Source organism: Streptomyces sp. L-9-10 (assembly GCF_004151105.1).
GTDB lineage: Bacteria > Actinomycetota > Actinomycetes > Streptomycetales > Streptomycetaceae > Streptomyces.
The window spans coordinates 20,369-33,618 of the sequence record NZ_PHRF01000020.1 but is presented as its reverse complement, the minus strand read 5'-3'; the positions used below and the strand labels follow the sequence as shown (position 1 = coordinate 33,618).

General features: G+C 71.6%; 8 protein-coding genes. 4 read left to right on the top strand and 4 right to left on the bottom strand.

Annotated features, from left to right (window positions below; translation table 11 throughout):
* Positions 1–59: 59 nt before the first annotated feature.
* Positions 60–539 (bottom strand): DUF2771 domain-containing protein, encoded by a 480-nt coding sequence (locus CU044_RS04130; RefSeq protein ID WP_129767063.1) that lies wholly within the window; start codon positions 537–539, stop codon positions 60–62.
* A 134-nt stretch (positions 540–673) separates the two neighbouring features.
* Positions 674–2,035: an MFS transporter gene (locus CU044_RS04125; protein ID WP_240045327.1), complete on the bottom strand. Its 1,362-nt coding sequence runs from the start codon at positions 2,033–2,035 to the stop codon at positions 674–676.
* Between the two features lie 513 nt (positions 2,036–2,548).
* Between CU044_RS04125 and CU044_RS04115 the strand changes: the two genes are divergently transcribed.
* The 3 genes from CU044_RS04115 (at position 2,549) to CU044_RS04105 (ending at position 8,439) form a co-directional block, all read left to right on the top strand.
* Positions 2,549–3,499, top strand: a complete 951-nt coding sequence (locus CU044_RS04115; RefSeq protein ID WP_129767061.1) for a DUF3027 domain-containing protein — start codon at positions 2,549–2,551, stop codon at positions 3,497–3,499.
* 802 nt (positions 3,500–4,301) lie between these two features.
* On the top strand, positions 4,302–7,427 hold the full coding sequence (locus CU044_RS04110; protein ID WP_129767060.1) for a molecular chaperone Hsp90: 3,126 nt from the start codon (positions 4,302–4,304) through the stop codon (positions 7,425–7,427).
* Positions 7,428–7,572: 145 nt separating this feature from the next.
* The gene (locus CU044_RS04105; protein ID WP_129767059.1) at positions 7,573–8,439 is read left to right on the top strand and encodes a DUF5707 domain-containing protein; all 867 of its coding nucleotides are present in this window, start codon (positions 7,573–7,575) and stop codon (positions 8,437–8,439) included.
* 83 nt (positions 8,440–8,522) lie between these two features.
* Here the strand turns inward: CU044_RS04105 and CU044_RS04100 are convergent, their stop codons facing one another.
* Entirely contained in the window at positions 8,523–11,030 is a 2,508-nt protein-coding gene (locus CU044_RS04100; RefSeq protein ID WP_129767058.1) for a cation-translocating P-type ATPase, read from the bottom strand.
* Between the two features lie 139 nt (positions 11,031–11,169).
* Positions 11,170–11,484: a DUF2530 domain-containing protein gene (locus CU044_RS04095; protein WP_129767057.1), complete on the bottom strand. Its 315-nt coding sequence runs from the start codon at positions 11,482–11,484 to the stop codon at positions 11,170–11,172.
* Between the two features lie 288 nt (positions 11,485–11,772).
* On the opposite strand from CU044_RS04095, the gene CU044_RS04090 reads away from it, so the two are divergent.
* Positions 11,773–13,227, top strand: a complete 1,455-nt coding sequence (locus CU044_RS04090; protein WP_129767056.1) for an NCS2 family permease — start codon at positions 11,773–11,775, stop codon at positions 13,225–13,227.
* Positions 13,228–13,250: the final 23 nt, after the last annotated feature.

Genomic DNA, 13,250 nt, shown 5'->3' with positions numbered 1-13,250 from the left:
GGGAGCCTCCAGGGGCGCCCGGCCTCCGGGGCCGACCGGCCGCCGGATCACCGGGTCGGTCAGGAATTCTTCTTGAACTCGAAGTGCCAGATGCCGGTCAGCGTCTTGCCGTTGGTCTCGACGATGCTGACCTGCGTGTCGCTCGTGGTCTCGCCGGTCTGGGTGGAGAAGAACGCGTTGCCGGGGATGGTCCGGTAGGTCTTCTTGTACGGCTCCTGCTCGGCCTGCTGGCCGTTGATGAAGAGCGTCCAGCCGTGCTCGGCGATCGTCGGGTCGACCCCGAAGTGGACCTTGTCGTCCATCGAGATCTCGACGACCTTCTCCGCCTTCTTGTTCAGGCAGGGCTGGATGTCGGCGGTCTTGATCGCCTTGCCGTCGTTGTAGCAGGCCGCCGCGGTGTTGATCGAGTTGTCACCGACCGTCACGGTCGCGAGCGGCGTCGGCTTTTCACAGGCGGCGAGGACGAGGAGCCCGGCGGACACCGCGCCGAGGGCGACGCCTGCCCGGCGGGACCTACCAGAGAAGAACGCAACGGTCATGGGGCGAAGGCTATCGGTCGCCCGCGCCCACGCCGCGAGGGGGTACGGCGAGCCGTCGACCGGACGTACCGCGGGCGCCGGCGGGCCGCCGCGCCCTCCGGTGTCACGTTGGGCCGGTGTCACGTCGGGCCGTGTCACGCGACGCGCGCGTGGGCCGTGCCGCGACGGGCCGCGGTCAGCAGTCCGCGCGCGGCGGTGACCGCCCCGATCCCGACGATCGCCGCGGCGACCGACATGCCCAGCACGCCGTTGAGCGGCAGCGCGATACCGATCGCGCCGCCCACCACCCAGGACATCTGGAGCAGCGTCTCGGAGCGGGCGAAGGCGGAGGTCCGTACCTGCTCGGGGACGTCCCGCTGGATCACCGCGTCCAGGGACAGCTTCGACAGGGCCTGGGTGAAACCGGCCACCGCGCACAGCACCGCCATCATCAGGCCGCCGAAGAGCAGCGCCGCGACGATCGCCGCGGTGAGGGCGATGCCCAGGACCGTGGCGATGATCAGTTCGGGACCACGGGCCTTCAGCCAGGCGCCGACCGCCGTACCCAGGGCGTTGCCCGCACCGGCGGCGACACCCACGATGCCCAGCGAGACGACGGCGCTGTGACCGAACAGCGGGTGCTCGCGCAGCAGGAAGGCGAGGAAGAAGGTCAGGAAGCCCGAGAGGGCGCGATGGGACGCGTTCGCCTGGAGGCCGTGCAGCACCGCCGGGCCGACCGTACGAAGCGACGGCTTCCGCTTCTCCCCGTGGACGACCGTGACCAGCCGCGCCCTGCGCTCGCCCTTCGCGGAGTCCACCTTGCCCGGCAGCGTGAACGCCAGGAACGTACCGGCGAGAAAGATCAGACACGCGCCGTACAGAGGCCACTTCGGACCGATCTGATGCAGCCCCGCGCCGATCGGCGCCGCCACGCCGGTCGCCAGCAGCCCGGCCAGCGTGACCCGGGAGTTGGCCCGCACGAGCGAGAAACGGGGCGGCAGCAGCCGGGGCACGACCGCGCTGCGGACCACCCCGTACGCCTTCGACGCCACGAGCACCCCGAGCGCGGCGGGATACAGCTCCAGACTGCCCGTTATGACGGCGGTCGACATCAGGATCGCGAGCGCGGCCCGGGTGAACATGGCGCAGGCCATGGCGGCCCTGCGGCCGTGCGGCAGATGGTCGAGGAGCGGGCCGATGACGGGGGCGAGCAGGGTGAAGGGCGCCATCGTGACGGCGAGATAGAGCGCGACGCGGCCCCGCGCCTCGTCCGTCGGTACGGAGAAGAAGACCGTGGACGCGAGAGCGACGGTGATCATGACATCGCCCGCGCCGTTCACGGCGTGCAGCTCGATCAGCTTGCCGAGACCCGACTCACCCGCGCCGTGCGCGTGGGTGGCCTTGCGGATCCACCTCGCCCCGGCCGCGAAAGGAAGCCGCAGGGCATGACCGATGGCCCGCCCGGTCCTCCGGAGCGGGCCGGCCGTACGCGTGTCGGACGACCTCACGGCTGTCACCTCGTCATAGTGCCCCAAGGGCCCCTGGTGCGAACCGAACCCGAGCATGACGGGGCCGTGACGCTGCCATGACGGACGAGCCGGCGCGGGTCACCGGCGAGCCGGAGGGAGTTCACCGGCCGGTACCGGAGCGAGGCGGTCCGGTACTGGAGCGACGGACGCGCCCGGAATCTCTCCCGGGTGGTCTCCCGGGTGGATCCGAACACATTGTCGGCCTCCCACCATGGGGTTTCTCCGGGTCACGGCCTGGTTGCGGTGTGGTCCGAAGTCCGGGAAAGGCGGCGTGCAGGTGGGCGGGGGGCGAGAGAGGGGGTAGCGTGCGTAGCGCGCCACCGGCGGTTGTTCTCGGCCGCGCGCCTCTTCGTCATCCCGCAGAATGGATAACGATAGGTGTGCCCGAGAAGAGATCGGGCGTGGACGTCGATGCGGCCCTCAGGTCCGCTCCGCCCTCGGCTCGTACATCGCGAATCGGCCGGCGCACCCGTGAGACGGCGTAGGAGAGAAGCGAGACCTGTGAGTGCTGCGACGACGCGAAGCCGAACCCCCGACCGCCTGTGCGCCGAGGCGGTAGACCTCGCCAGGTCGGCTGCCGAGGAGGCCGCCGCGCCCGGCGTCGTCGGGGAACATGTCTCGGTGGTGGCGGACGGAGACCGGGTCGTCACGCACTTCTTCGAGTGCAAGGAGCCCGGTTACCGGGGCTGGCGCTGGGCGGTGACGGTCGCGCGGGCATCCCGCGCGAAGGTCGTCACGCTGGACGAAACGGTGCTGCTGCCAGGACCCGACGCCCTGCTGGCCCCCGAGTGGGTCCCCTGGAGCGAACGGCTCCGGCCCGGCGACATGGGCCCCGGCGATCTGCTGCCCACCGAGGCGGAGGATCTGCGGCTGGAGCCCGGCTACTCCGGCGCGGACGCACCGCCGCCGAACTCGGTCCTGCCGGACGTGGTGACTCCGCAGAACCTCGCGGACCTCGTCGAGGCGGAGGACGCGGGACCGGAAACCCCCGAACCGGCCGGCGGCACGACGGACACGTCGCCCGCGCCCGAGCGCGGCTCGATCGCGTCGGTCGCCGAGGAACTCGGCATGCGCCGGGCGCGAGTGCTGTCGCGGTACGGGCTGCACGCGGCGGCGGACCGCTGGGACGAGGCGTTCGGCGCGAAGACCCCGATGGCACAGGCGGCGCCCGCGCCCTGCGTGACCTGCGGCTTCCTGCTGCCGCTCGCGGGCTCGCTGCGGCAGGCGTTCGGCGTCTGCGCGAACGAGTTCTCGCCGGCGGACGGGCGGGTCGTGTCGCTGGCGTACGGGTGCGGGGGGCACTCGGAGGCGGCGGTGATGCCGAAGCCGCCGAGGCGGGCGGCGCCGGTGCTGGACTCGATGGCGACGGACGCGTTTCCGCTGAGACCGTCGCCGGACAGCGGGTCGGTGGTCACGGCGGAGGACGACTCGGAGGACCTGGGCCACTCTTAGCCTCCCGGCTGGGGGTCGTGGTCGTGGGTGCGTCTCGGCTTGGGCCGGTGGTCCGGGTGCGGGTTGTTGCCGGGTTGCGCTCCGGGGCTCGCGTCCGGGACTGCATGCTGTGCTTTCCCGGGGGACACCCCCGGACCCCCGTACGGCGCGACTCTGCCCGATCGATGGTTCGGGCGTTCGCGCGCCACACATCACGCTCTACGTCCCGGACACGACCCCTGCGCGCCCGCCTTCACCGCCCGCACAAGCGGCCCGGCCGTGCGCGGGGGGTGGGAGAGGTGGCGGCATCCTTCCCGACACCGCCGTGCGCGAGGGCAGTCGGGAAGGGCGGATGCGCCCTCCCGCACCCGGACAGGGTGGCGAGTGGCGAGGCCACCGGACCGCACCAGCCCACTCACCTCCACCGGGACGGCGAATGGCCGGGGCCACCGGGCCGCACTCGACCCCGTACCCCCACCAGGTCGGCGGGTTGTGGGGGGACCACCGGCGGGAGGGGGTCGGGGGCGTAGGAGGTGCGTGTCCGGACACTAAAGCGTGATGTGTGGCGCACGGACGCCCGAACCATCGTCAGGGCGGAGTCGCGCCGTAAATCATGCCGTCCGGACATGTACCTCCGGAGGCCCCGGCCCCCGGCCCACGACAACGCAACCGCAACCGCAACCCGGCGACCGCACCGCACCCCCCGCCGGAGGCGCACCGCACCCCCCGCCGGACGGCGCACCGCCCCCGCACCCCCGCCGGACGGCGCCTCGCGGTACCTTCGGCCCGCACGTACGCGACAGCGAAAGAGCGGAGTCACAGCGTGAGCGTCAGGACCACCGAAGGGGCCGACCCGTTCGGGACGGCTCGGCTGCGGCGTGGAGTGCTCGATGCCTGGGGCGCCAGCCCCGCGCGGTTCCGGGAGGACGCCAACGCCGAGGAAGACCTCGCGCTCGGCGGCTACCGCGACCGGCTCGTCATCGAGCTGGCCCAGAACGCCGCCGACGCGGCCGCCCGCGCCGGCGTGCCCGGCCGGCTCAGGCTGACCCTGCGCCCCGGCGGCCCCGACGCCAGCGCTCCCGCCGTGCTCGTCGCCGCCAATACCGGCGCGCCGCTCGACGCGACCGGCGTCGAGTCGCTCAGTACGCTGCGGGCCTCGGCCAAGCGCGAGGGGCACGAGAGCGCCGTCGGCCGGTTCGGCGTCGGGTTCGCCGCCGTGCTCGCCGTCAGCGACGAGCCCGCCGTCATCGGACGGCACGGCGGGGTCCGCTGGTCGCTCGCGGAGGCCCGTGAGCTGGCCGGGCGGGTCGCCCAGGCGAGCCCCGGGCTCGGGGACGAGCTGCGGCGCCGTGACGGACACGTACCGCTGCTGCGGCTGCCGCTGCCGGCGGAGGGCACGGCCCCCGACGGGTACGACACGGTGGTGATCCTGCCGCTGCGGGACGGCACCGCCGCCGATCTGGTGGCGCGGCTCCTCGCCGGGGTCGATGACGCGCTGCTGCTGACGCTCGCCGGTCTCGCCGAGGTCGTGGTCGAAACCCCCGACGGGGAACGGGTGTTGCGCCGCTCGCAGGACGGGCCGTACATCGACGTGGACGACAGCGCGGACGGCGCCACGCACCGCTGGCGGGTTGTCGCTCACCATGGCGCGACACCGCCCGCGCTGCTCGAAGGGCGGCCCGTCGAGGAGCGGCTGCGGCCCCACTGGTCCGTCACGTGGGCCGTGCCCGTGGACGGAGAGGGCGCCCCGGCGCGGCCCCGTACCGCGCCCGTCGTGCACGCGCCGACGCCCACGGACGAGCCGCTCGGTGTGCCCGCGCTGCTGATCGCCTCGCTGCCGCTCGACACCACGCGGCGCCATCCCGCGCCGGGACCGCTCACCGATTTCCTGGTCGGGAAGGCGGCCGACGCGTTCGCGGAGCTGCTGCGGGGCTGGGAGCCGGTCTCGACCGGGACGATCGATCTGGTGCCGGGCCCGCTCGGCAAGGGTGAGCTGGACGGCCGGCTGCGGGCCGCGATCCTGGAGCGGCTGCCCCGGGTGGCCTTCCTCGCCCCGGCCGCTCCGAGCGAGGAGCTGACCGCGCTGCGGCCGTTCGAGGCGGAGGTCGTGGAGGGTGCGGGCGCCGACACCGTGAGCGTGCTGGCGGAGGTGCTGCCGACCCTGCTGCCCGCCGGGTTCGAGCGGCGGGTGGAGTTGCGCACGCTGGGCGTCGGGCGGCTGCCGCTCGGCGAGGCCATCGAGCGGATCGCGGGCGCCGAGCGCCCGCCGGCCTGGTGGCGGCGGCTGTACGAGTCGCTGGCGGGCGTCGATCCCGAGCGGCTGTCCGGGCTGCCGGTGCCGCTGGCCAATGGGCGTACGACGATCGGGCCGCGGCAGATCCTGCTGCCGCTGCCCGACGCCGTGGGGTCGGCCGAACTGGCCCGGCTGGGGCTGAAGGTGGCGCATCCGGAGGCGGCGCATCCGCTGCTGGAGAAGCTGGGCGCGCTGCCCGCCACGCCTCGTGCCGTACTGACGACCCCGCAGGTGCGCGCGGCGGTCGCCGCTTCGCTGGACGCGGGCGAGGTCTGGGACGAGGACGCCGACACGCCCGACGCGGAGGAACTCGCCGAGATCGTGCTCGGTCTCGTACGGGACGCCGGTCTGGAGGCGGGGGACGAGCCGTGGCTCGGCGCGCTGGCGCTGACCGACGAGGACGGGGAGCTGGCGCCGGCCGGTGAACTGGTGCTGCCCGGCGGCTCGTTCGCGTCCGTGCTCCGCGAGGACGAACTCGCCTTCTGCGACGCGGAGCTGGCCGAGCGCTGGGGCGCGCAGCCACTGGCCGCGTGCGGTGTCCTGGCGGACTTCGCGCTCGTACGGGCCACGGACGTCGTTCTGGACCCCGATGAACTGGAGCCCCGCGAAGGGGACTTCGCCGAGCCCGACGACGCCGGGCTGCTGGACGCCGTCGACGTGTGGTGCGAGGACGTACTGGACCGGCTGCCGGAGACGCCCGTACCGCCGGTCGCGACGGAGATCGTGGCCGTACGGGACCTCGACCTGGTCGACGACGACGCGTGGCCGCGTGCGCTGGCGCTGCTGGCACGGCCGCCGCTGCGGGACGCGCTGACCCAGTCCGTACGGGTGCTGCTGCCGGACGGTACGACGGAGACGGTGCGTTCGTACACCGCGTGGTGGCTGCGCGACCATCCCGTACTCGACGGGCGCCGCCCGGCCGGACTGCGGGCCGCGAGCGGTGACCCGCTGCTGGCGGGGCTGTACGACTCCGTGGACGCGACGGGCTTCGACGACGCGCAGGTGCTGCGGGCGCTGGGGGTACGGACCTCGGTCGCCGCGCTGCTGGACGAGCCGGGCGGCGCGGCGGAGCTGCTGGGGAGGCTGGCCGACCCGGAGCGGGAGGTGAGCCCGGAGCAGCTGCACGGGCTCTACACGGCGCTCGCGGGCCTCGATCCCGAGCAGGTGACGCTCCCGGACGAGCTGCGCGCGGTCGTCGACGGCGAGGTGCGGGTGGCCGACGCGGCGGACACCGTGATCGCGGACGCGCCCGATCTGCTGCCGCTGGCGGGCGGGCTGCCGCTGCTGCCGGTGTCGCCGGCCCGGGTGAGCGAGCTGGCCGAGCTGCTTCAGGTGCGGCGGCTGAGCGAGGTGGTGGCCGGCGCGGCGGAGGTGACGACGGAGGGCGAGGAGCACACCGTCCCGGAGTCCGTGCGTGTACTGCTCGGCGCGGGCACCCCCGACACCTATGTGGAGCACGAGGAACTCCTCGCGGGCGGCGTCGAGCTGGACTGGCGCCGCACGCCGGACGGAGTGCTGCACGCGGCGACGCTGGAGGGTGTGGCGGCGGGGCTCGCCTGGGCGGCGGGCCAGTGGCCGAGGCGCTTCGAGGTGGCGGCGCTGCTGGAGGATCCGTCGCGGACGGCGGAGCTGGCCAGGGACCGCTGGTTCGACTGACGGTCCGGGGCGGTGTGTTGGCAGTCCCAGACATCAGCCCCAAACATGCCTTCGCGAAAACTTCACCTTTGTGCACAACCTTTCACGTTGGTCCCAGGTCTGGTCAGTCGGGTCAGCAGACCCACAGACCAGACTTGGGGAACACATGCGTATTCGTGCCACCGTTGCCGCTGTCTCCGGCGCCCTGGCCCTGTCCGCCCTCGCCGTACCGGCGTCCCAGGCGGCTCAGTCCCACGACGACCTCCCGGCGATCACGTCCTTCGGTTTCCCGGCGCAGGACCGAGCCGCCGCGCCCAAGGCCAAGGGACTCGCCGCGTCGAAGGCCGCCGCGCTTCCGGTGATCAGCAAGGTCGTCGTGAACGGCGGCAAGCCCATCGTCGTCGGCACCACCGCCACCAAGAAGGTGTCGATCGCGATCACCGCGTCCCACAAGTCGGGTATCGCCGACGCGGCGACGTTCCTCTGGTTCAGCAAGGACGCCGCCACGGACATGTACTACGGCTTCGACCAGAACGAGGACGCCGCCACGTGCAAGGCGGCCAGCGCCACCACCTCGACCTGCACGCTGAGTGTCACGGTCGACCCGTGGTATCTCACCAACGCGACGGCCACGTACTGGAAGGCCGCCGCCTTCGTCCTCTCCAACGACTTCGAGATCGCGGAGAAGTACACCGCCGCGCAGATCCGGATGCAGCGTCTCTCCAAGCTGGACGTCAACGCCGCCCCGGAGCCGGTGAAGAAGGGCAAGACCATCACGGTCACCGGCAAGCTGTCGCGCGCCAACTGGGAGACCGGCACCTACAAGGGTTACGCCACCCAGTCCGTGAAGCTCCAGTTCCGGAAGAAGAACAGCAGCACCTACACCACCGTCAAGACCGTGAAGGGCTCCAGCACCGGCACGCTGAAGACCACGGTCAAGGCCGTCGAGGACGGCTACTGGCGCTGGAGCTTCGCCGGTACGGCCTCGACCCCCGCGGTCAGCGCCACCGGTGACTTCGTCGACGTGAAGTAGCCCGAGCGTGCGGTGGCGACAGAAGCCAGGAGGGGCCCGGCCGACTGCCGGGCCCCTCCTGGCTCTGTCGCCACCGCCGGCAACTACGCCGTGAATCTGCGGCCCACCCACCGCCAGCAGAACTCCAGCGCCGCCGATGCCACCACCGCGATGGCGACCGCCGTCCACGGCATCGTCGTACCCACCAGTTTCAGCGCGAAGAAGTGCTGGAGCCACGGCACGGCCAGCACCACCAGGAACGCCGCCCCCATGGACACCACCAGGCCGATCCGCCACCAGGTGTAGGGGCGCGCCACGATCGCCAGCACCCACATGGAGACCAGGAACAGCGTGAGCGTGGCCGCGCTGGTCTCCGCGTTCAGGGCGCCGGGGCCCGAATAGTGGCTCCGGGCCAGCAGATACGTGACGAAGGTGGCGATCGCCGCGATGACACCCGAGGGGATCGCGTACCGCATCACCCTGCGAACGAAGTTCGGCCGCGCGCGTTCGGTGTTCGGGGCCAGCGCCAGGAAGAACGCCGGGATGCCGATCGTCAGCGTGGAGAGCAGCGTCAGATGGCGCGGCAGGAACGGGTACTCCACCTGGAAACAGGCCACCAGGATCGCCAGCAGCACCGAGTAGACCGTCTTCGTCAGGAAGAGCGTCGCCACGCGCGTGATGTTGCCGATGACCCTGCGGCCCTCGGCGACCACCGACGGCAGCGTCGAGAAGCTGTTGTTCAGCAGCACGATCTGGGCGACGGCGCGCGTCGCCTCCGAGCCCGAGCCCATCGAGACGCCGATGTCCGCGTCCTTCAGCGCCAGGACGTCGTTGACGCCGTCCCCGGTCATCGCGACCGTATGCCCGCGTGACTGGAGCGCGCCGACCATGTCGCGTTTCTGCTGCGGGGTGACCCGGCCGAAGACCGCGCCGGAGTCGAGCACCTCGGCCATCTCCGCCCGGTCGGCGGGCAGGTGGCGGGCGTCGACCGGGTGCTCCGCGCCCGGGAGGCCGAGCTTTCCGGCCACCGCGCCGACCGAGACCGCGTTGTCGCCGGAGATGACCTTGGCGGCGACGTCCTGTTCCGCGAAGTAGGCGAGGGTGTCGGCGGCGTCGGGCCGTAGCCGCTGCTCCAGGACGACGAGCGCGGTCGCGCGGGCCCCGGAGGCGGCGTCGGGGGCGTCCAGCGCACGGTCGGTGCGGGCGAGCAGCAGGACGCGCAGGCCCTGCTGGTTGAGGTGGTCGATCTCGGCGAGCGCGGGGTCGTCGGAGGGCAGCAGCACATCGGGCGCGCCGAGCAGCCAGCGGGAGGACTCGCCGGCCGGCTCGCCGAAGGCGGCGCCGCTGTACTTGCGCACGGAGGAGAAGGGCAGCGCCTTCGTGACGGGCCACCGCCCGCTCTCCTCGCGGTACGCGTCGATGATCGCCCGGAGGCTGGCGTTCGGACGCGGATCGGACTGCCCGATCGCGCCGAGGACCTGCCGTACGTACGTCACGTCCGCGCCGTTCAGCGGTCGCAGCTCGCGGACGTCCATCCCGCCCTCGGTGAGCGTGCCCGTCTTGTCGAGACAGACGACATCGACGCGCGCCAGCCCCTCGATGGCGGGCAGCTCCTGCACCAGGCACTGCTTGCGGCCGAGCCGGATGACCCCGATCGCGAAGGCGACGGAGGTCAGGAGGACGAGGCCCTCGGGGATCATCGGGACGATGCCGCCGACGGTCCTGGCGACGGAGTTCTTGAAGTCGTTCTGTTGGACGACCAGCTGGCTGATGATCAGTCCGAGGGCGGTCGGGATCATCATCCACGTGACGTACTTCAGGATCGTGCTGATGCCGTTGCGCAGCTCGGAGTCGACCAGCGTGAAGCGGGACGCCTCCTCCGCGAGCTGCGCGGCATAGGCGTCGCGCCCGACCTTGGTCGCCCGGAACGCGCCGCCGCCCACGACCACGAAGCTGCCGGACATCACCTGGTCGCCGGGGCGTTTCAGCACCGGATCGGCCTCGCCGGTGAGCAGCGACTCGTCGACCTCGATGCTGTCGGCCTCGACCATCTCGCCGTCGACCACGACTTTGTCACCGGGGCCCAGTTCGATGAGGTCCCCGAGGACGATCTCACTGGTGGAGATCCCGGCGGAGACGCCGTCACGCCGTACGGTCGGCTTCGCCTCACCGATGACCGCGAGCCCGTCCAGGGTCCGCTTGGCGCGCCACTCCTGGATGATGCCGATCCCGGTGTTGGCGATGATCACGAAGCCGAAGAGGGTGTCCTGGATCGGCGCGACGAAGAACATGATCACCCAGAGCACGCCGATGATCGCGTTGAAGCGGGTGAAGACGTTGGCGCGGATGATCTCGGAGAGCGAGCGGCTGCTGCGGACCGGGACGTCGTTGACCTCGCCGCGGGCGACATGCCGCGCCACCTCGGCGGCGGTCAGACCACTGTGGCGATCGCCGGGCCGGGGCGGTCGCATGGGGTGTACGGGGTCGAGTTCGGCGCCCGCGTCGATGGCCGGGCCACTGGAGCCGGACGGGCCGGTGGGGTCGGTCGGGCCGTGAGATCCGCGGCCGTGCGGCTCGGGGCCGTCGGTGTCGATCTTCGCCCGCTGCGTCATGGTTTCGACGGTACGGCCGGCCGGGCGCGTTCACCCGCCGGCCGGGGGGAAGATCCGACCCGGGAATGAGGCGGATCGTTCTCCGGCGGTACGGCGAGGGGGCCGGGGATGTGACTTTGGCCGGGGTCGCAGCCGCGGTTCAGGGGGTGGTGCCGTGAGGGTGGTCGGAGCCGTCCGTCCCGTCCGACGTGTTCGCCGCCGCGGCCGCCGCGCGCTTGATCGCCGCGTCCCGTCCCCGTACGTACCAGATGCCGATGAGCCCGAGCCCGCCGCCGGCGAGGCAGGTCCAGATCCACCAGGTGTGCCCATGGTCACTGAACCAGCCATAGAACGGGAGCTGGAGAAGGAAGAGGGCGAACCAGATGATCGTGCCGCCCGTGATGGTGCCGACGACCGGCCCCTCAAGGGGCTCGGGCGCCGCACGCCGGGGAGTTCCCGTCCAAGAACCGGTCATGCCCGTCAGTCTATGCGGGGCCTCCAGGGGGCCGCGGAGGCGGGCGCCGGCAGTATCTACGCGCGGAGATAGCGATCTTCGACTCATGTATTCATACTGAAACGGTTTCTGGCTGACTGGTTTTGTTCGTTTGAATGTCCAAGTCCGGCTGGATTTCGCTCGCTCGTCCGTTCTTTTGCTGTCTCGTTGTTCTTCCCCGCTCGCCTGACCTGCCTGACCCGCCTGCCCTGCACGTCCCGCACGTCCTTTGTCCTGCACGTCCTTCTCGTACGACGACTGAGGTTCCGCATGCCCCCCTCGGCCACCGCTCCGGTCGGTTCCGATGCCCAGCCGCCGACCCCCGGGCAGCCGTCCGGCGGGCTGGACCGGTTCTTCAAGATCTCGGAGCGTGGCTCCACGGTCGGCCGTGAGGTACGCGGCGGCTTCGCCACCTTCTTTGCGATGGCGTACATCATCGTGCTGAACCCGATCATTCTCGGCAGCGCGAAGGACATGTACGGGCATCAGCTCGACAACGGCCAGCTGGTCACCGCGACCGTACTGACCGCCGCCTTCTCCACTCTGCTGATGGGGGTCATCGGCAATGTGCCGATCGCCCTGGCGGCCGGCCTCGGCATCAACACCGTCGTCGCCCTCCAGCTCGCCCCCAGGATGAGCTGGCCGGACGCGATGGGCATGGTCGTACTCGCCGGTCTCGTGGTGATGCTGCTGGTGGCGACCGGTCTGCGGGAGCGCGTGATGAGCGCCGTGCCGCTCGGGCTGCGCAAGGGCATCGCGATCGGTATCGGCCTGTTCATCATGCTGATCGGTCTGGTCGACTCCGGCTTCGTGTCGCGTATCCCGGACATCGCCCAGACCACCGTGCCGCTCCAGCTCGGCTCCAACGGGCATCTGTACGGCTGGCCGGTGCTGGTCTTCGTCATCGGGGTGCTGCTCACGCTCGCGCTGATCGTCCGCAAGGTGCCGGGCGCGATCCTGATCTCCATCGTGGCGATGACGGTCCTGGCGATGATCATCGATGCGGTCGCGAAGGTGCCGAGCTGGGGACTGACGACCCCGAAGTGGCCGGGGAATCCGGTCTCCACCCCGGACTTCAGCCTGATCGGGGACTTCAGTCTGTTCGGCGGCTTCGAGAAGGTCGGCATCCTGACCGGCGTGCTGTTCGTCTTCACCGTGCTGCTGTCGTCCTTCTTCGACGCGATGGGCACGATCCTCGGCGTCGGTGACGAGGCCAAGCTGATGGACAAGCGGGGGAACCTGCCCGGTATCAACAAGGTCCTCTTCGTCGACGGCATCGCGGTGGCGGCCGGCGGCGCGTCCTCGGCCTCGGCGAACACCTGCTTCGTGGAGTCCACGGCCGGTGTCGGCGAGGGGGCGAGGACCGGACTGGCCTCCATCGTCTCGGGTCTGCTCTTCACGGTGGCGCTGTTCCTCACACCACTGGCGACGATGGTCCCGTCCCAGGCGGCGACGCCCGCTCTGGTGGCGGTCGGCTTCCTGATCCTGGCCGGTTCGGTACGGGACATCGACTGGAGCGACTTCACCATCGCCGTTCCGGCCTTCCTGGCGATGGTGATGATGCCGTTCACGTACTCGATCACCAACGGCATCGGCATCGGCTTCATCAGCTTCAGCGTGCTGCGGCTGGCGGCCGGGCGGGGGCGCGAGGTGCCGGTGGCGATGTATCTCGTCTCGGCGGTCTTCGTCTTCTACTACGCGATGCCGGCGCTCGGTCTGACGTAGCGGCCGGGGCCGAGGCCAGGGCC